17 protein-coding genes are annotated in these 19,857 nt (G+C 50.7%); 5 read left to right on the forward strand and 12 right to left on the reverse strand.

Going from position 1 to position 19,857, the window contains the following annotated elements; translation table 11 throughout:
- Positions 1–453: 453 nt before the first annotated feature.
- From ACX93W_RS08695 to ACX93W_RS08705, 3 genes are all read right to left on the reverse strand, one after another.
- Positions 454–2,019, reverse strand: coding sequence for a response regulator (locus tag ACX93W_RS08695; protein WP_459391897.1), 1,566 nt, complete (start codon positions 2,017–2,019; stop codon positions 454–456).
- Entirely contained in the window at positions 2,016–3,770 is a 1,755-nt protein-coding gene (locus ACX93W_RS08700) for a sensor histidine kinase (protein WP_459391898.1), read from the reverse strand. The genes ACX93W_RS08695 and ACX93W_RS08700 overlap by 4 nt, the downstream gene beginning before the upstream one ends.
- 73 nt (positions 3,771–3,843) lie before the next feature.
- Positions 3,844–4,668, reverse strand: a complete 825-nt coding sequence (locus tag ACX93W_RS08705; RefSeq protein ID WP_459391899.1) for a helix-turn-helix domain-containing protein — start codon at positions 4,666–4,668, stop codon at positions 3,844–3,846.
- Positions 4,669–4,825: 157 nt separating this feature from the next.
- Here ACX93W_RS08705 and ACX93W_RS08710 point away from each other — a divergent pair, with 157 nt between their 5' ends.
- Positions 4,826–6,790, forward strand: a complete 1,965-nt coding sequence (locus tag ACX93W_RS08710; RefSeq protein ID WP_459391900.1) for a glycoside hydrolase family 127 protein — start codon at positions 4,826–4,828, stop codon at positions 6,788–6,790.
- Between the two features lie 3 nt (positions 6,791–6,793).
- On the opposite strand, the gene ACX93W_RS08715 is transcribed toward ACX93W_RS08710, so the two are convergent.
- Both ACX93W_RS08715 and ACX93W_RS08720 read right to left on the reverse strand, forming a co-directional pair.
- Positions 6,794–7,399 carry a pentapeptide repeat-containing protein gene (locus tag ACX93W_RS08715; protein WP_459391901.1) on the reverse strand — a complete coding sequence of 202 codons (606 nt, stop codon included), beginning with the start codon at positions 7,397–7,399 and terminating at the stop codon, positions 6,794–6,796.
- 143 nt (positions 7,400–7,542) lie between these two features.
- Entirely contained in the window at positions 7,543–7,974 is a 432-nt protein-coding gene (locus tag ACX93W_RS08720) for a DUF4362 domain-containing protein (RefSeq protein WP_459391902.1), read from the reverse strand.
- A 196-nt stretch (positions 7,975–8,170) separates the two neighbouring features.
- On the opposite strand from ACX93W_RS08720, the gene ACX93W_RS08725 reads away from it, so the two are divergent.
- Genes ACX93W_RS08725 through ACX93W_RS08735 form a run of 3 tightly spaced genes read left to right on the forward strand, consistent with a single transcriptional unit; the run spans position 8,171 to position 11,203 of the window.
- Positions 8,171–8,824, forward strand: coding sequence for an acetoacetate decarboxylase family protein (locus ACX93W_RS08725; protein WP_459391903.1), 654 nt, complete (start codon positions 8,171–8,173; stop codon positions 8,822–8,824).
- A 60-nt stretch (positions 8,825–8,884) separates the two neighbouring features.
- A complete protein-coding gene (locus ACX93W_RS08730; protein ID WP_459391904.1) occupies positions 8,885–9,658 on the forward strand; it encodes an SDR family NAD(P)-dependent oxidoreductase in 774 nt (257 codons plus the stop codon).
- 18 nt (positions 9,659–9,676) lie between these two features.
- Positions 9,677–11,203, forward strand: coding sequence for a methyl-accepting chemotaxis protein (locus ACX93W_RS08735; protein WP_459391905.1), 1,527 nt, complete (start codon positions 9,677–9,679; stop codon positions 11,201–11,203).
- Between the two features lie 137 nt (positions 11,204–11,340).
- Here ACX93W_RS08735 and ACX93W_RS08740 read toward each other — a convergent pair whose 3' ends face one another.
- From ACX93W_RS08740 to ACX93W_RS08755, 4 genes are all read right to left on the reverse strand, one after another.
- A complete protein-coding gene (locus ACX93W_RS08740) occupies positions 11,341–12,369 on the reverse strand; it encodes an alpha/beta hydrolase family protein (protein WP_459391906.1) in 1,029 nt (342 codons plus the stop codon).
- A 71-nt stretch (positions 12,370–12,440) separates the two neighbouring features.
- Entirely contained in the window at positions 12,441–12,998 is a 558-nt protein-coding gene (locus ACX93W_RS08745; protein ID WP_459391907.1) for a DUF3502 domain-containing protein, read from the reverse strand.
- 34 nt (positions 12,999–13,032) lie between these two features.
- A complete protein-coding gene (locus tag ACX93W_RS08750; protein WP_459391908.1) occupies positions 13,033–13,266 on the reverse strand; it encodes a hypothetical protein in 234 nt (77 codons plus the stop codon).
- Between the two features lie 11 nt (positions 13,267–13,277).
- Positions 13,278–15,182: a beta-L-arabinofuranosidase domain-containing protein gene (locus tag ACX93W_RS08755; RefSeq protein WP_459391909.1), complete on the reverse strand. Its 1,905-nt coding sequence runs from the start codon at positions 15,180–15,182 to the stop codon at positions 13,278–13,280.
- 148 nt (positions 15,183–15,330) lie between these two features.
- Between ACX93W_RS08755 and ACX93W_RS08760 the strand changes: the two genes are divergently transcribed.
- The gene (locus ACX93W_RS08760; RefSeq protein WP_459391910.1) at positions 15,331–16,218 is read left to right on the forward strand and encodes a helix-turn-helix domain-containing protein; all 888 of its coding nucleotides are present in this window, start codon (positions 15,331–15,333) and stop codon (positions 16,216–16,218) included.
- A gap of 397 nt (positions 16,219–16,615) precedes the next feature.
- Here the strand turns inward: ACX93W_RS08760 and ACX93W_RS08765 are convergent, their stop codons facing one another.
- From ACX93W_RS08765 to ACX93W_RS08775, 3 genes are all read right to left on the reverse strand, one after another.
- Positions 16,616–17,455 (reverse strand): carbohydrate ABC transporter permease, encoded by an 840-nt coding sequence (locus tag ACX93W_RS08765; protein ID WP_459391911.1) that lies wholly within the window; start codon positions 17,453–17,455, stop codon positions 16,616–16,618.
- Between the two features lies 1 nt (position 17,456).
- Positions 17,457–18,362: a carbohydrate ABC transporter permease gene (locus tag ACX93W_RS08770; RefSeq protein WP_459391912.1), complete on the reverse strand. Its 906-nt coding sequence runs from the start codon at positions 18,360–18,362 to the stop codon at positions 17,457–17,459.
- Between the two features lie 124 nt (positions 18,363–18,486).
- Positions 18,487–19,836 (reverse strand): ABC transporter substrate-binding protein, encoded by a 1,350-nt coding sequence (locus tag ACX93W_RS08775; RefSeq protein ID WP_459391913.1) that lies wholly within the window; start codon positions 19,834–19,836, stop codon positions 18,487–18,489.
- Positions 19,837–19,857 lie beyond the last annotated feature (21 nt).

Here is a 19,857-nt window from a genome sequence, read left to right on the forward strand (position 1 = left end):
TTGAGCTAAAAGCTTATAACGAAAAAACGCGTCAAAAAAGCGCCCCTTTTCAGAGCGCTGCGAGAAAAGCGGACTTTTGAACGACCCAATACAATCAGGTTCAAAAAGTTCGCTTTCCAGTACCAAGAAGATGGCAAGAAGCTAGAAACTGAGTAGCGGAGCTTAGTGGAAGCTAAGTGAGCAACGGAAGTTTCGGCTGAATGCCATATTCGCCGCCGGCCATGACGCTAGTCATGCACCGTAATGGGAAGCGGACTTTTTGAACTTCCATTCAAATGAGGGTTCAACAAGTTCGCTTTCCAGTACCAAGAAGATGGCAAGAAGCTAGAAACTGAGTAGCGGAGCTTAGTGGAAGCTAAGTGAGCAACGGAAGTTTCGGCTGAATGCCATATTCGCCGCCGGCCATGACGCCAGGCATGACCCGTAATGGGAAGCGGACTTTTTGAACTTCCTCTAAATTTTATGTTTTTTTCGGTATTCTCCGGGCGTAATCCCCTTCGCCTGCTTAAACTGGCGGTTAAAATAAATAATGTTGATATAGCCCATACGGTCGGCAATCTCGTATATTTTCAGGGTCGGGTCCTTCAGCAGCTCGCATACACGCTCCAGCTTCACTCTGGTCAAGTAGTCGCTGAACGCTTCGCCCGTGTCCTCCTTGAACACAAAGCCCAAATAGTTCGGCGTAAAGCCGAAGTGCGAAGCCGTTTCCTTCAGCGTAATTTTTTTGTCCAGATTTTGCTCCACGTATTCCATCAGCTCTTGGATCAGCTTGCGCTTCTGGCGCTGCCGCTTCATATATAACAGCTCCGACAGCTCGAAAAAGCGGCGGCGAATCCAGGACATAATATCGTGCACCGTCTCAAAATGGAACAGCATTTCCGGCTGCTGCGACTCCCAGTTCAGCACCTCGTACAAATTTTCGTTTTGCTTCTGCAACCGGGCATGAAGTCCCGATGTAATTCGAATAATAAGGTCGTACACTTCCTGCTTGCCGGAGCAAGGGACCGGCTCATTAAACAGCTTCAGCAAGCTATCATCGATTGCTACGAGATCATAAGCCATTATTTCTTCCAGCAGCTTCTCCAAAACTTCTTCGATATTGTCCGCCGAACGCAAACCGCCGGTCTGATGGGGCGAATAGGGAATCAAGCGGTTTTTGCCCAGAATCCACTTGGCTTGAAGCGCCGCCTTTGCTTCCCAATACGTCTTCTTGAGATCCTCAATCCTGTTCACGGGATTGCCTGCTCCAATCGTAGCCGTAAAATCGGTATTGGTTCTGATTTCATCCAGCAGATTTTCAAGCAGCCTATCCCTTTGCCCTGCAGGCGATAGCAGAAGAAGCCGATTGTCCTTCAAATAAAAGAGCTTGCCAGCCGAATGAGATTCCAGATAGCGTTGAATTTCACGGAAGGCGTTCCGCAGCACTTCTCCTCTTTTTTCCTCGCCAATCCCCTTCAGCTTCCACTCCAGATCATCCAGCTCGATGACGGATGCGGCCACGCCGTTTTTCACCAGTTGATCCAGCATGCCAACGACCGGCGATTCTGCGGGCAGCACCTCCCCGCCTTCCACCCATCTTACGACCAGCTCCGCGCTAGCCAGCGTCAACGTTTCCGAATTTGTCTGCTCCTGCTGCCTCTCGCTGCCGATGACATCGCATAACTCCTTCAGGGTTTGGTACAAATCATCGTCTGCAACGGGCTTGAGCAAATATTTGTACGCATGGACCTCGATAGCCTCCTTGGCATAACCGAAGTCTTCATGTCCGCTAATAAATACAATTTTGACCCCCGGGTTCAGTTCGCGCGCTTTCCGCGCAAACTCAGTACCGGTCATAATGGGCATTCGGATATCCGACAAAATGATGTCCACCGTTTTTTCCCGCATGATGTCCAGCGCAGCAAAGCCGCTACCTGCGGTGCCGGCCACTTCCAGATCCAGTCCGCAGCCAACTACCCTTCTGCGCAGCCACTCCAGATCAATTGCTTCGTCGTCCACCAGTAGAATTGGAATGCTCACATCGTACCTCCCTTGTTGTTGGCGCGGTTTTGTTCACTTTGAATTCCCCCCGTTGTCTCCGCCGGGAGCCAAAGCCTGACGGTTGTTCCCCCGCCATAAATGCTGGCGATTTCTCCGCCATACCGGTCGCCGTATCGGAGCCGGATCCGCTCGTAGACGTTTTTGACTCCATATCCGCCAGAGCTTGTAGGGCCGCTCATGAGTTCCTGCACCTTCTCCGGCTTCATCCCGATTCCATTGTCGATAATTTTCAGCTCGATGCGGTCGTCCACCTTGCGGGCGGTAATCCGGATGGCTATCGTTTCGCCAAACCAGGCATGCTTGAATATATTTTCGACAAAGGGTTGAACAATGAGCTTAATGATCTCCACCTGCCGAATCTCCGGCTCAATCTCCAGATATACCTTAAAGGCATCCGCATAGCGCACACGCTGGATATCCAGATAAGTAGATACCTGCTCAAGCTCCTGCTCCAGCGGAATATTGACATTGCCTTCATTCAAGGTAAGCCGGTAAAAACGGGACAAGCCCTGCACCATATGCGTGACCTTCCCGATTTCGCCGAGATTGGCCAGACTGCTAATGGTGGACAATGTATTATACAGGAAATGGGGGTTAATTTGAGCCTGCAGCGCCTCCAGCTCCGCCTGCTTTTTCTGCTTGCCTTGCTCATATACGCTGTCGATCAAGCTTTGCATGCCCCTGGCCATTTCATTAAAGGCGTCGGCGATTTGCACAAACTCGTCACTGCCATTAATCCTGATCCGCTTCTGAAAATTGCCCTCCTGGATGGAGCGAAGCATAACTACGATTTTGCTCATTTTCCGTCCCGAAACTCTGGCAACGATCAGGCCGATAATCGCCATGACGACAAAGCTGGCCGTACAGATCATAATAATGTTGAGGCGCAGCACTCCCGCATCCTTGGTCAAGTAAGCGTTCGGCACCAAGGTTTCAATAAATAAGCCGGTATCCTGAATACTCTCCTGCAAAACAAGGAAATCGCCATTTCTCGCATCGCCTATAGCAGATCCGTATTGGTACATGATGTGTCCGGTTTCACGGTCGATCAATCGAAGCGTAATTCCTTCCTGTACCGGGAAGCTGTACAGCACGCCCAGCATCTCCTCCAGTGACGCGGTCACCTGCAAATAACCGATCGTGGTCCGGTAATCGCTATAGGAAACCAGGCGTCTGAAATGCGACAAATTGCCGAACTCGGCATCTTCCCCGGCTTGCATCCAAATGTTTTTTTCGCGGCTGTGATCGATCCGGTCGAACCATTCCTGACCGGCGATTTCCGGCAGAGGTCTAACATAATAATTTTTGCCGATGACCTTGCCGACCATTCCGTAGTCCTCCACGACCTGCTGGTTTTCATTAACCGTAAAAAGGACAATCCGGATGTTGTTGCCGAAAAATTGCAGCGGCGCGGTCAGCTGCGGATCAATTTCGTCCAGCATCGTCAAATACATTTCCAGCGGGCTTCCTTCCCTCTGAAGCGCTCTCTGAAAAGAAATGCTGCCAAACAGCGTTTCCGTCATCCGCTGCATCTCGTCCATCTGGTAGCGGATGCTGTTGCCGGCTTGCTCCATACTGGTCTGGACGCTGGTTTCAGCCATTTCCGTCCGCGATTGGATTAGCATGGCATAGGAAATATAGCCGATCAGAATATCCGTCAGCAGCACAAGCGCAAGGTATGGAATCATCATTTTGTACGTAAAAGGCATATAACGTTTCGATCCGGTCATAATCGTTGTTTTTCCCCCGAGGCCTGACATGCTTCCTCTATCATACCCTGTTCCGTCCCAGAAATAAATCGTTCTACCCGTTGTTCAGCCTTGTCCGGGAGAAAGCATGGCGATAGGATGTTGGCGCTACGCCGTTCATTCGTTTGAACCATTTGGAAAACTGCTTCTCGTCCAGGATACCAACGCGGAGCGCAACCTCCTTGACGGGAAGGCTCGTTGTCGCCAGCATTTCCTTGGCCGCATCAAGCCTGATCCGATGAATATAGGACAACAGCCCCGAACCAAACCGGCTTTTGAACATCCGCGAAAGATAATCCTTATTGTAGCCCATTACCATCGCAATCCGCTCCACCGATATATCGGGCTCCAGCGCATGCAGGCGGGTCCACTCCAGCAATTCCGCCAGCCTGGGGTCCATTGCCTCCATCGATGCGGAATCCTGCAATTGCTCCGCAAGCTCAAGAAGCAGGCAGGTCAGGAAATAATCCGGCGCGCGCCGGAAACGATAACCTCCATTCGCCGCATGGAGCAGCTGCCGCGCCAAAATGTTAACCCGGCTTGGCTCAGAGCATGAAGCATAGCGCGGAATACAACTTTCGGGCGTTAACCCTTCTGTCTCCGGCATCAGAAAATGAAACCAATAAAACGATACCCCTGGCGATGAAAGCCTGTAGCCTCGGTGGCGCTCTCCAGGCATCAGAATGAGCACATCGCCGGCCTTCACCTCGTACATCAGTCCATTGGCTTCCAGAAATACAGTGCCCGAAACACCGATAATCAGCTCGTAATCGTTAATTGTGCGGTCCGTATGGGACCAATGGCAGTCGGATTGAAACCGTCCGCCCATTTGCAGCAGATATGGCTCCCTCCAATAAAGCGGGAGGCTTGCGGCGCTCATATTGACACCTCATTTATAAGGTCATTTTTTGACAACTATTATACAGGATGGGACGCCGACAGGTAAGTTTTTTTGTTTTATCATAGATATATAGCGGCATTTATTCAAAGCAGTGTCCATTAATTCAACATACTCAATCGATCGGAGTGAGTCATTAATGCACAACAAAGCAGAGTCATCCTATTCCCGCCAGCTCGGCCTGAAGCACGTAACGGTAACGGACAGCTACTGGTCTCGGCATATCTCTCTTATTCGGGACACCGTCATTCCCTATCAATGGGAAGCGCTTAACGACAGAATACCGGATGCGGAGCCAAGCAGGGCCATTTCAAATTTTGAAATCGCTGCCGGACGCAAGGAAGGCGAGTTTTCGGGATTTGTTTTTCAGGATACGGATTTGTATAAATGGCTGGAGGCGGTAGGTTTTGCGCTTGCCGCAAAGCGTGATGAAGAGCTGGAGAAGATTGCCGACGGCGCCATTGACCTGATCGCTTCCGCCCAACAAGCCGACGGCTACCTGAACACGTATTTTACGGTTGCGGCGCCTGGACAGCAATGGACCAATCTCATGGATTGCCATGAAATGTATACCGCCGGCCATCTAATCGAAGCCGCTGTGGCCTATTACCAGAGTACGGGAAAAAGCAAGCTGCTGGAGGTTGCCAAACGCTTCGCCGACCATATCGATAGCCGTTTTGGGACAGAGCCGGGCAAAATCCGGGGATATGACGGCCATCAGGAAATTGAGCTGGCGCTGGTCAAGCTGTATGAGGTCACAGGCGAAGACAAATACCGCAAGCTGGCTTCCTTCTTGATTGACGAGCGCGGACAGGAGCCAAGCTTTTTCCTTCAGGAATGGGAGAAACGCGGGCGAATCAGCTACTGGTCGCCTGGCGTTGTGCAGACAAAAAAACCGGCGCTGGAGTATCAGCAGGCGCTAGTTCCCGTCAGGGAGCAGAGCGAAGCCGTCGGCCATTCTGTCAGAGCGGTCTATATGTATACGGCGATGGCCGACCTGGCCATGCATAACGGAGATCGGGAACTCCTGGATGCTTGTAAGCGTTTATGGAGCAACATGGTGAATAAGCAGATGTATATTACGGGCGGCATCGGCTCCACCAATCACGGCGAAGCGTTTACCTTTGATTACGACCTGCCCAACGATACCAATTATTCCGAAACCTGCGCATCGATTGGGCTGATCTTTTTTGCTCGCCGAATGCTTCAACTGGAGCCGCTTGGCGAATACGGCGACGTTATGGAACGCGCTTTGTACAATACGGTCACCGCAGGCATTGCTGGAGACGGCAAGCATTATTTCTACGTCAACCCGATGGAGGTATGGCCTGAGGCGAGCCGCCGCAATCCAAGCCGCCATCATGTCAAGGCTGTGCGCCAGAAGTGGTATGGCTGCGCCTGCTGTCCGCCCAATGTGGCGCGCATCCTTTCTTCGCTGGGACACTATATCTTCACGGCCAGCAGCGACACCGTATATACGCATTTGTATATCGGCAATGAAACTTCGTTAGAGATAGGCGGGCGCAAAACGACATTGAAGCTGCAAAGCGATTTGCCTTGGGACGGAAACGTCATTCTGTCAGTCTCTGCGGCGGAAGGCTCCGGGGTCTTTACAATCGCGCTGCGGTTTCCCGCGTGGTCGCGGAAAACCGTCTTTACGCTTAATGGCGAAGTCATTTCGCCGGAGGTTTCGGGCGGCTATGCCTATATCTCCCGAGACTGGCGCGCCGGCGATGAAATTGGCATCTCGCTGGATATGACGCCTCAGCGTATCTACGCCAATCCATTGCTGCGCGCCAATGCGGGGCGAGTCTCCCTGCAACGCGGACCGCTTGTCTATTGCCTGGAGGAAACGGACAACGGAGCTCCCCTTGCTTCCCTGTCGCTGCCGCCGGATTCCGAAATCGTCCCGGTTCGGCGTCAGGAGGACGGCGCAGTGCTGCTGGAAGCCCGGGGACAACGGGTACTGCTGGATGATGAAAAGCCAGACCAATTATACCGGACCTCCCCATTCAGGCGAGAAAGCGTCAAACTTGTCGCCGCACCTTACACGTTATGGGGGAACCGAAATCCCGGCGAAATGACCGTCTGGATCCGGGAATAAGCTTTAATCAACGATGGCGCCAAATGATTTCAGGAACGCAACGGCCTGCAAGCTATCCATGCGGACGCCTTTTAGATCCAGACTTCGCAACGGAACGCCGTCCAGAATTGCGCCACGCAGGTCGGCGCCAAGCAAATTGACGTTGCTCATGGCTGCCATCGTTAAATCGGCTTTTCGCAAATCCGCCTTTTCCAGATTGGCGTTTGTCAAATCGGCTTCCGTAAAACGGACACCGCGCAAATTTTGCTTGGCAAGGCGAACATTGCGCAGGTTCGTATACGCCCAATCGCCTTCCGCGATGGTTATGCCATCCAACTGCGCCCCGGCAAAATCGGAGCCTGTCATTTTACAGCCCGCAAACCGGGAAACGAACAAATTCGCCTCGATAAATGAACAGTTTTCAAAAGCGCTTTCGGTATGGACGGAGCCGTTTAAGGCGGCTCCCCGGAAGCTGCACTTCACGAATCTGCAGCCGCTTGTTGTCACTTCCTCCATGGAGGCATGCTCAAACGTGCAGTCGACAAATGTACATTGCTTCAGCTCTCCATAACGCAAGTCCTTCCCGTCAAAGCTAACCTTCTGGTATTCCTGATTTTTGTATTCGTACATGTATGACCTCTCCCGCCGATCCCACTATTTGTTATTATCCCGCCGCAAAAAACAAAGGGAGTTGAGTTGCTTTCTGTCCCATTCCTTTCATGCGGCCTTTTCACCATTTCTATAGAAGTAGCTTATCACATATTTTCACTACCTTATGTAATGAATTCACTTTCTAAAGTAAATAAAAAAATACTATCTTCACTTCCTGAGCAACCATTCAATTGGTATCTTACACCATTTAAAACGGATTGTTGTATGATATTATTACATACACCTTGTTGACGATTCTTATTTCCTGAAAATTTATCCTTGGAGTTGTCAATTTCAAACAATATTTTATCTCTTTGGTCGTACGTAAGTTCAGTAATTATTGGGTCTCCTTCGTCAGTATATATCACTACTCTCAGTGCATTTCTTTTCCTTTCTAAAAAGTCAAAAAAATGGTCTACATTATACGAACCTTTATGAGTAAGAACAACATCTCCATTTTTTATTGCCTCCTTTGAAGAATAGTTTTCGCTAGAAAAAAGAACAATTACGATTACTAAGCAAAAGCCCATTAAAAGAAACCACCTAATCTTCATTACCACACTCCCTTTTGTTTGTATTTTACTATATTAGATGAAGTTTTTTTCATTTGTGATGCTTCGTTTTATGAGTCTATGGCTGCATATTGCTGCGAACTACATGCTCCAATAGATTTCATTATTGGTATAGGTTTTCCGATATATAGATATAGAGTTTCTAGATCAAAAGGACCACGATACGGAGGGTATGGATATGACTATTAACGCACCTGCACCTTGGCTGCTGACAGGCGACGGCTATATTCTGTTGTACAAATTCAAGGGATTGGCGGCAAGCGACAAAAACGGCCACTTTGCAGCCGGTCTCCCCTACAAAGGCGGCTTCGGCTGCGTCATGATTGTGGATTACAACAGCTCAGATGTTGGACCGTACGGCGAGCTGCTGCTTACTCCGGGAAAATTTGAAGCGGACGGCAAAAACTACTATTCCATCTCCAAAATTTACGTTTCCTCTCAGGACAGCGTCGACAACGGACGCCGGAACTGGGGAATCCCCAAAGAATTAGCCCAATTCACCTTCACCGATCAAGGCGCTTCAGGCGAACACATCTCCATTTCCTCAGGAGAAAATGTCTTTTTTAAAGCCAATGCCAAACCGTTTGGCCCAAGCTTTCCGGTTTCAACCTCACTGATCAACTTCATGCTCTGCCAATCCTACGACAACCGGCTCTTTTATACGAAATTGGGAGGCAAGGGGCGCGCGCGCTTAGCGCGTATCAGCATCGACTCCGTCGACGAGCGCTACTTTCCCGACCTGACCGGTATAAAGCCGATCGCCGCAATTAAAGTAACCGGCTTTAACCTTGAATTTAAGGAAGCCGTAATAACGGACGCTCCTCGTCCATAAGCTTGCCGCATTCCGACTATCTTACCCCATGAATAAACAACATTATTGGAGGCCTGCCCCATGAATATTGAAGGAAAAAAGATCGTTCTTACCGGTGCCGCTTCGGGCATAGGAAAATGTCTGCTGGAGCGGCTGCTCAAGATTAAAGGCGTCACCGTCGTTGCCGCCGACCGCAACAATATTGAAGTAAACGGCAACTATCCCAATCTGCACATCATGTCATGCGATTTATCCGGGCCGGAAGGCATTGACGAGCTGTTTCAATTCGCTTTATCGCGTATGAACGGCATCGATCTGTTTTTTGCCAATGCCGGGTTTGCCTATTATGAGAAGATCGGCGCTCCGGATTATGCTCATATTGAATCGATTTTCAAAATCAACGTGTTTGCTCCAATCTATATCGCGGAAAAAATGAAGGAATTAAACGGGGATCGGGACTACAAGGTTGTGATGACGGCTTCGGCTATGGGCAAGCTGGCCCTACCGGGTTATTCTCTTTATTCAGCCACTAAAGCCGCTGTGGTGTCCTTCTCGGAGGCTTATCCGTATGAGCTGAATTCCAGCAAAAAAATCAGCATTGTTTGCCCCATTGCAACCAAAACATCCTTTTTCAAAAACGCAGGCGATAAAACGCCCGTCCCTTTCCCGGCTCAAACGGCTGAAGCGGTGACAGATAGCATCATTAAAGGCGTCTATCGGGATAAAAAGGTCATTTATCCCTCCTTCATCTTTATTTTGCTGCTTGTGTTTGGATCGGTGTTTCCTTTTATTAAAACAATCTACGCCTCCTATATGAATACCAAGTTCCAGAAGTGGCTAGACGCCAAAAAATAACAGGTTAAGGAGAAGCGCATGTCAACATCCACCAATTTATTCAAGCAAAATGAAAACGAAGCCAACAGGTACACGGCGTTTGCACTGGCCGGTTCCGCGCTCCTGATGCTTGCCGCGTTGGCGCTGGTCCATCTTGGCATCTACGAAAGCAATGTACAAGCGGCAACGATTGTGCTCGTCACCGGCGCCGTCCTGGCAACCGGCGGAGGTTTGCTTGTCCTTGTATTCAAGCAATACGGCGCATGGGTAAAATACGTCAACATTGTCATCATGTCCGTTAATATTTCGCTCATTCAGTTTGTTGAGGTTTCGCAAGTCAATATTATCGCGATGTTTATTTTGTTTGCGGCTTGCCTTTTTTTCAATATGAGGTTGGCCATCTTCGCTTCTGCGTTAACCCTTGTGTTGATTAACGGAGCTATTGTCGCCGGCGTTGAATGGTTCCCTATGACGGAGGCAAACGCTTCGGCCGATTTGATGTATACTCTAGCTGCCCGCAACATTCAGCTGGTCGGCATGGTGCTCATCGGTATTTTCCTCTCGCTACGGGCCAAAAAGCTGTTATCCCAAATGGAGGAATCCGCCAGAGAAAAGGAAGCCTCTTTCCTATCACTCAATCAGGCCTTTGAGAAAAATGGCCAGGCAGCCGTTCGGCTGGTGGATACATTGGATGCTTTGACGCGGGTATCCAGAGAATCGCTCCAATTGAACGAGCATATAACGGCAAGCACCAACCAGATTGCCGCAACCTTTACAGAAACAATGGGATCGGCGGAGGAAACGAGAGAATACGCGGTTGTCATACATAACATATTTGAAGAAACCGTCAAATTTGATGAATTTACGCGCAACACGTCGCGCTCCATAACCGATATGATTCACAATTGCCGGGATTCGCTGCATCAGGTTTCGACTGCGATCCATCAGCTTGGAGCTACCTTTGAATCCAGCGGCTCCGTCATCAAAGAGCTTTATGATCATACCGAAACGATCGGAGATATGCTGAAGCGGATAAATGATATTGCCTCAAATACCAGCCTGCTCAGCTTAAACGCCAAAATCGAGGCGGCCCGTTCGGAGGGGGGCTCGGGCGGTTTTTCCGTCATTGCAGGCGAGGTCAGCAAGCTTGCCGGTCAAAGCATGGAGAACGCGCACTACATCGGAGATATTATGAGCCGGATCGGAGAGTCGTCGGGAGAAGCAAAGGAAAATATGCAGGGAACCGCAGCTGCCATCGCCAAGGCTGTACAAGCGCTGGAAAACACCATGTCCGCCTTCCAGCATATTTTGACGGAAACCGCTCAAATTAACGAAACGCTGGATGCAAGAATCGTGAAGGCGGAAGATCTGCTGAAGGCCATTCAGCAGATCAGGCACATTTCCGTCGTATTGACGGACACCGTAAAAAGCAATCATGAAGAAATCGGGGCTATCAATCAAAACTCTGAAAATCAGCTGGAGGTTATGAAAGGCATCGATAGCGAAATTCACAAAATCGAACAGCTGGCCGTTGCGCTGAATCAGGAAAGCGGGCAAAAAGCCTGACTTGCGTTGTAAAACGACAGATAAGCTTCCAAAATACCGCATAAGCCGCGGTTTGGAAGCTTTTTCTGTTGGTGCTCGCCATCCTCAAACATCCGGGTCCTCCGGCAAGCCCTCTGCCGTAGGGAACGGCGGAAAAATTATGGTCCTTCCGTCAGCGTACGATAAAGCCAGCCAAACGATTCCCTGCCGCAAATTTCGTGAGCGCCGGGATGGATGTCCCAGCTGAAGCGGCCTCGCGCTTCCCAGTCGGCATAGTTCAGCCCAAGCGCCGCGATAGCTCCATGAACATGCTCCACAGGGAAAATGCGGTCTTTCTCTCCGGATTCCACAAAAAGCGCTCTAGGCGCAATGAGGCCGATCAGCTCGGGCTGCTCCGCCTCCCGCAGAATGCCGGGCAAATAATTGTCGATGCAATGATGCATAGCCAGAATACTGCCGGCAAACGTATTGGTCCAGCCGCACAACGCCGTTGCCTTGATTCGTTCGTCCAACGCGGAGGCATAGGCAGCAATCAGGCCGCCTCCCGAAAATCCGAAAACACCGATTTTTTCGGGATCGACATCTGGACGCGATCCGAGATAGTCGATTCCCCGCAGCGCTTCAAACACTCTCATTCCAGCCAAAGTGCGCCCATGCAGGAGCAATTGGGAGGATAACGTTCCGCAAGAGCTTCCCGTTTGATTGGCCTTTAGTTCACCCGCCATTCGCCGTACGCCAAACCCCATAATTTCGGGGATAGCTACAATCATGCCCTGACGAGCCAGCGAAAGGGCAAACCGGTTATGAATACCCGCATCCGTCAGCTCCTTGCCCTCGGCATCCAATCCAACCGCATCCCGTTGACCATTACCGTGGCCGTGGCAAGCCAATACAGCGGGAAGCCGGCCCTGCCTTTTCTTCGGCGCCAGCACCCAAACCGGAACCTGCACGTATTCCATCGTGGAATAAACATACCGTTCCAGCGTTACGTCGCCCAAATCCCGTTGATCCAGCAGTTCAGCATTCAGAGGGCGGTCGCGCTCGGGGAATTCCCCAAGCGCCCGCTTCAGCTTGTCTTGCAGCGCCAGCTTTCGCTGTTGCGGCGTACCAGCGCCGGGCAAGCGCATTCTGCCCGCTTCGGCTTGCCTGCGCAGATCATCCAGCAGCGCATCCGTCGTCCAATCCATATCATGACATCCTTTCATCCAGCCGTCAGGCAAGCCGTCCCGTCGTCGTTCTGCCGCTAACAACGCTTTGTTTATTTGCTCGCCAGGAACGCGTCGATTTGAGCTTGAATATTGGCAATGATTTTTTCGGTTCCCGCCTCCTGCTGTTTCTTCACATAATCAGCGATATCGCCATCTACGCTGTTCTTAACGACGCCGGACAGCAGCAGCTTGCCTTGCTCCGTCGACAACTGCGTATGCAGCGCCAGCTCCGTTTTGATCATTTCCGTGGAAGGAACAAAACCAACAATCGGCGATTCGATAATGTTAGGTCGCAAGACGTCCTGCTTCGTCTTCAGCGCCTTGATTTTGACGTCCGGATCATTGATATCGTAGACCAAATTATTGACGCCCAGCGTAATGAGGCCGTATTTAGGCATCAGCAGCGTAATAATATCGCCGGCATCGCCCTTCATCGCCATGTCGTACGGTGTCATGCCCGGATTTTTGGAAGCGATTTCGGTAAGGAATGCGTCAATGCCTTCAATGGTCGTCAAATCGCCCGGTTCGACGCCAAGACTTTTGGCAATATCGCTCCGGTACTGGAATACCGGTTTGGAGGATTTGATTTCCGTCCAAGGCACTGCCATAATTTTACCGTTCACGGAGGCGGAGGACAACATATTATTGTCTACATAATAGTAGTAGAGCTCCTGCAGAATCGTCCTTGTAGGCCGCCAGATCAAAAGCGCGCGGAAACAGCTGATAGCCATTCGCTATAATGTAGGACTCATTGCTAAACGAGCTGCTCAGCACCAGCAGAAACGGAACGAGGCAGAACAGCGCAAACAAAATGATGATGAGATACATCCAGGATCTTGCGGCATAATGAAACGCGTTTTTTCCATTACGCAGCATGCCTAGCGGCATCAGCGGCGTCGAATATGGAATTCAGCCGGAGCTATCGGAAAATATACCGTGTACGGCTCGTCCTTGATCTCGTACAGAGGGATAAATCGGATCGCTGAGGCTTGGCCGCGCGTCTTGTAATAACCCGCGTTCCACCAGCTATGGTTGCGTTCGCGGTCCACGGACAGCAAGCTTTCAGGCCGATCGGCATCACCGCTCAGAATACGTTCCTCCTCCGTTAATCCCGCAAGCACGACAGGGCCATCCGCAAAGGCGAAGGTGCCAGGCGCTCCTTGAAGGGGTTCAGCCACAAGCTTCTTCGGCAGCTCCACGCTCACCACATCGCCGCTGCTCCACAGACGGCGCAGCACGTAAAAACCCGCTCCTTCCGGCGCATCTTCTCGTATCACGCCGTTGACGGCAATGACAGCTTTTCCGTTTACCCACCATGGCAAACGCAGCTTCAACTCAAACTCCGCTTCCCCGCCGCAGGTTACACTAACCTTATAGCGGAAAGCCTCCGGCCGCCCGGCGGGAAGCGGCGGTTTATCCACCTCGGTAATAGCCCTCATGCCCGTCACCGACCATTTGTTCAGGGGATACAAGCCATGTTGACCGTCCTGCTCTATCGAAAGGCCAATCTCGGTACCCTCATGCTGGAATTTCAGGCTGGACGGAATCCATTGCATAATGGCAACGCCTTGATCGTCCTTCATAAAAATCTGGCTTTCATAAGCCGAATTCGCTTGAATGAGCGTTCCGTGGCAGCACCAGAAATGCCCCGTCTCGGATCCCCATGTTTTGCGGCTGCCGGGACCAACGCCGAGAAAGTAAGAAATCATGCCGGTTTCGCCATGCTGATGGGACAACACGCCGTTGACAAATCTCCTTTCCCAATAGTCCGCGTAGGCGCAATCCCCCGTCCAGCGCAACAAAACATGGGCCAGCCTCATCATGTTATAATTGCAGCAATGCTCCTGTCCCGCGCCAAGCCTGGCGGCCATGCCTCCCGGCGGCATCCACAGCTCGCCGTCATCGCCCGCGCCGGTGGCTACAAATCCCCGCTTGGCTACGGCGCACTCCCAGAATGCCTCCGTTATGCGGCGGAACGTTTCGTCACCGGTCACCTCGTATACGCGAGCCGCCCCGAGCGCTTCCGGAATTTGCGTATTGGCATGTTTGTTTGTCAGCACATCCTCGCTTGCCAGAAGCCTGTCGAACAGGCGGTGCCTCACATAACGCATCATCAGCACCCGATGGGTTTCATCCCCGGTTATGCCGTACAAATCCGCCCATGCTTCCAGCATGCCGCCCGTTTCCATATCCAGCAGATCGTCCATCTCTTCCCGGGAGAAACCAGCCGTCCACCGGTGGAACCAGGACGCCATGCCTTTAAGAATGTGGAGCGCCTGTTCATTCCCGGCCAGCTTATGCATCTCCAGCAGCCCCATCAGCAGCTTGCGGATGGTGTAATGCGGCGCCCAGACCCATTTGCCAACGATCAGCCGATGCATAAACGTCTCCGGAAAAGCTGCCAGCCATTCACCGCCATGCGCCTCCTGGCATTGGGCCAGCTCCGCCACGATTGTGTCAGCCTTTGCTTTCACCATAATATCCTTGGTTTGCGCATAGATGCGGGCAGCGGCCGAGAGCCAGTGCCCCATCATATGGCCGCGCAGCTCGCAGGTCACCGATTCCCATCCCCAATGCCAATGCTCCGGCCCTTCCAAGTTCGTTGTGGAAGCGGTCGTTGTGCCGCCGTTTCCGCTATAGCTCCACAATCCCGCTTCCATCCGAAAGCTACGGAGCAAATTGTCGTTGGTCAAGCTCATTACATAGTTTTTATTTAGCTGAAACCGGCTTACTAATGGACCTTCGCTCAGTTTCGCTCCGCCGGGAGCAAATTCATCAAACCATGCCTTCATAGCAGCAACCTCACTTTTTTCAGGATATATCACCATTCTAAACGCTTGCAATCGGGATAAAAATGGCTAAAACCATGGATTGCATATCCTTTTTTCAGCTTATACAATTAAAATGACATTCGTTGTACGGAAAGGGGAGTAGAACGCCGTGAACAAGGTTTGGCTAACTGCCGACCGGATGACTCTGGTTCGCGATATAGGGTGGAACCGGACAGATTCCGCCTATATGCATCCCGACCGCGTGCTGGAGTATGATGTATTTCTTTATGTGTTAAAAGGCTGTATGCGGGTTATGGAAGATGGCACGGAATTTTCTGTGCATCAGGGGGAGCATTTGTTTCTGAAAAAAGGGCTGCATCATTGGGGATCGCAGCCAAGCGATGCGGGCACCTCCTGGTACTGGATTCACTTTAACACTCCGGATGACGGTCAGCCCGGCAGCAGCGGACTGTCAGGCTACAGCGAGCGGCTGCCGATGCTGGAAGCAGGCTTCTATACGACAAGCTGCTATCACTACCGAATGGAGCTTCCCAAGCATGGCCGCATCGCGCTTCATCCTTCCTTGGATAACAGGCTGATCGCACTGCTCGATGATTATCAACGCCTTCAGCTGCATGGCATGTCCCGGACAAGTCTCGAGGTTTGCAAGCTGTTTCTGGATTTGCACGAAGCCTCGGTCTCCGTTGGCGCAGCAGCCGAGGCATACGGCAAAGGCGCATCCCTTGTCGGCAAGGTGATGACTTATTTGGCCGATCATGCCGACGGAGAATATCAAGCCGCGGCGCTTGCCCGCCATTTGGAGATGAACTACAACTATATATCGACCGCCTTCCGTCGGCTTACAGGAGGGACGATTATCGAGGCGCATGCAAAGCTGAGGATCAACAAGGCCATTGACCTCATGCGCCATACCTCTCTCAACGTGGCCGAGATCAGCGAGCGGCTGGGGTACAAGAATCCCTATTATTTCAGCCGCGTTTTCAAAAAAATTATGGGCGAGCCGCCTTCGTCTTATTGGAGGCATTTGTACAAGTAGACACCTGCCGTTTGGGCTCTGCTGAATAAATGTCAAGCCTAATGGCAGCATAATTCCCCTCTGCCTTGTATGCTTTTCTAGGAAATGAGCTGACAAAAACGGGGCTGTCCAAAAAGCCGATCCGCGTATCTGATTCAATTAAAAACGCTAATGGACATCCGTGTCCGTTAGCGCTTATTTTTTAGCTTTTTGCGTTTGTAACGGACATTGATGTCCGTTACAGTGAAAATTATCCAATAATTACCCATTTTGGGGCTCTAACGGACAAGGATGTCCGTTAGAATTTCAAAATCTGCGTTTTACGCGTCTAACGGACTTCCGTGTCCGTTAGAGCGTTTGACTTTTTGGACAGCCCCAATAAAAAGAGAGCTGAACGATACAAGCAGCTTTATTGAAGCTACCCCTTTATCGCTCCCGAAGATACGCCCTTAACGAAATATTTCTGAAGCGTCAAGAAGGCAATCAGGACGGGTACTAAAGACATGGTGGTGCCGGCAAAAATCATATCCCAGCGGGACGAAAACTCGCCGACGTAATAGAACAACTCAACAATCATCGTTTTGGGCTGGCCCGAAGGCAGCACCAGCATCGGCATCAGGAAGTCGTTCCAGATACCCAATCCTTGGAGCACGACCATGCTGGCCGTGACGGGTCCCAGCAGCGGGAAAACGATTTTCCAGAATATGCCCATTCTTGAACAACCGTCGATCTCGGCGGATTCCTCGATTTCGCGCGGAATGCCTTTTAGAAAGCTGGTATACAGCAAAACCCCAAAGCCGACGGAGCCGGCAATGTAAATCATAATCGGTCCGGCGGGATTGCCGAACAGCCCCATCGCTTTCAACTGTCTGAACAACGGAATCATATAAACCTGGAATGGAACCATCATGCCGAACAGAAAATAAATGTAGACGCCATTGGTCCATTTGCTGTTGGTGCGCTCGATGGCGTAAGCGGCCATCGGGATGATAAAAATCATCGCAACAATGGAGCCCACCGTCAGAATGGCGCTGTTCAAAATCGCTTTTGGATAATCCGTTTCCGTCAGTAAATACTTGAAGCTTTCCATGTAGAATTTGCTGGGGAACGCAATGGCGTCCCGCAAGATTTCGCCGTTTGTTTTAAAAGCGGACATTATATTGAAGTAGATCGGAAACGCATAGATAATGGCAATGACCAGAGTGACGGCAAACAGGACAACATCGCTTGTTTTAATCGGTTTTTTGGCTTTGCGCATGCTACATTTGCACCTCTCTCTTGCGAAGCAGCTTGATTTGGATCAGCGAGATGATGAGAATGACCAGAAACAGCACAATAGCCAGCGCGGTGCCGAAGCCTTGTCTCCCCTCTCCAAAGGCTACCCTGTATATAATGTAAGTCAACGTTTCGGTCGCAAAGCCGGGACCGCCGTTGGTCATGACGGCAATTTGGTCAAATAGCTTAAGCGAACCGATCATGGACAACATGACGCATACCGTGGTTGCGCCTGCCAGCAACGGAAACGTGACGTGGATAAATTGCTTCCATCTGCCCGCTCCGTCGATGCTCGCCGCCTCCAGCAGCTCCTGCGGAATGCCCTGCAAGCCGGCCAAATAAATGATCATATAATAGCCGGAAGCCTTCCATACCGTCGACAATATAATCGAAGCCAAAGCAAAGTTGGGATTGCCCAGCCAGTCTACCTTCCAGGACGAAAGCCCAATCATGTCGAGTAGCTGATTGACAACGCCAAAATTGTAATTCAGGATGATCATCCAGATAAAGCCCATAATGATGCCGCTCATAAGCACCGGGAAATAGAAGATGCTGCGGAAAATATTGCGCATCCAGCGAACCTTATCAACCAATACGGCTAATCCGAGCGCAACGACGTTTTCCAAAATAACAAGCGCAATTGCCAGAATAATCGAATTTTTCAGAGCGTTATGCACCCGCGGGCTTTCCCAAATTTCCTTGAAATTATCCAAGCCAATGTATCTGACCTCAGGATTAATGCCATCCCAAGAAGTAAAGCTTAGATTAATACTGCTGAAGGTTGGCCACATCACAAATGCGGTGTAAAGCACAAACGAGGGCAATATGAACCATATTGCGTAATTGCGCCACCACTTCTTCTTGTTTTTCTTTACCAGTGTGGCATTCATGGCTTTCTCCTGCCTTCCAATGTATACTGTTGCAATCTGTTGCGAGCTGATAACAGAGCAGCCCCCGTGAATGACGGGGGCTGCTGTACTGCCGCTTCGGCCCGCCTGACCGAATCAATGGCTTTTATTGAGCGTTTGCTTTTACATTGCTGTCGTATTCGGCATCCGCTTGCTTCATATAAGCTGCAACATCGCCGTTATTGGCGACAAGCTCCTGCAGCAGCTTGTAGAACCAGTTGCGGAATTGCGGCGGAATGGCATTTTCGCCATACCATTGGTTAATCATCATCGATTTTTGAATATCGTTGTCGGATACAATATCAAGCACTTGCTGCATTTGCTCGTTTGTTTGGATATTCAGCTTTTCTGCGATAGCCGGGATACTGTTGGTTGTTTCGATGAACGGGCCATATTGAGCCGCATCAAAGAAAAATTGGATAAAGGACGTAAATGCGGCAACCTTGTCGGCATCCTTTGCCGCTTCAGCGGATAAAGCCCAGCCTGCCAGCGTCGGCAAGCCGTTAACCGTCACTTTGCCGTTCCGGTCCGGGATGGCGTAGAATCCGAATTCAAAGCTGGGATCAGCCTCTTTAATTTGGCCGATCATCCAAGGGCCGGAGAACAATTGAGCCGCTTTGCCTGACACAAGGATGGAAGCCGTCTGGTTGTCGGCGGTACTCAGCCAGCCTTTGTCTACGTATTTGCCGAACAACTCCTTGTAATCCGTAATGGCTTGAACCACCTGCGGGTCGGTAAAGCTTGCCGTTTGAGCCGTACGTTTGGAGTTCCAATCCGCGTCATCGGCATAGACTTGGGTAATCAGGAAGTAGTTAACCCAAAATCCCATATGAAACAGGTCCTTGCCGCCTACCACGATTGGAGAAATCCCGGATGCCTGAAGTTTTTCCTGAATGGCAAGAAACTCGTCGTATGTTTTCGGCAATTCCGTTATGCCTGCGTCGGCATATGCCTTTTTGCTGTACAGGATGCCGTTTGGCGCATTGCCTGCAATCGGAGCATTATAATATTTTCCTTCATAGGACGGAAGGTGCGTGAACAGGCTGTGCAACTCCTGCGGCAGTTCCGCCAGCTTGCCTGCGTCTGCAAACACTTTCGTATCGCGCATTTCAATGACATCCGGGAATTCGCCTACCGCATCTTTTGTTTTTAGCCAGTCCAGATAGGAATCGCTTGTTGTTTCGCTCAAGTTTTTAATGGTGATATGAGGATTCACTTTTGTAAAAGCATCGATGATGTCTTCAATTGCTTTTTTGCCGGAAGGATCGCCCGTCGCGTAGCCGATGGAAATGTTCACCGGTTTAGGCGTATCTCCAGGTGATTCGGCAGCTTCCGATGAAGGTACAGTGGTAGCTGTTCCCCCAGGCGAGTTGTTGTTTTTCCCGCCGCATGCCGTCAACACCAGCGATACCGCCAGCAGGATGGAGAATAATTGCATAAATGATTTTTTTGCCATCTGTTTTTATGCCTCCCTTTG

It is taken from the genome of Paenibacillus sp. CAU 1782 (genome assembly GCF_054551715.1).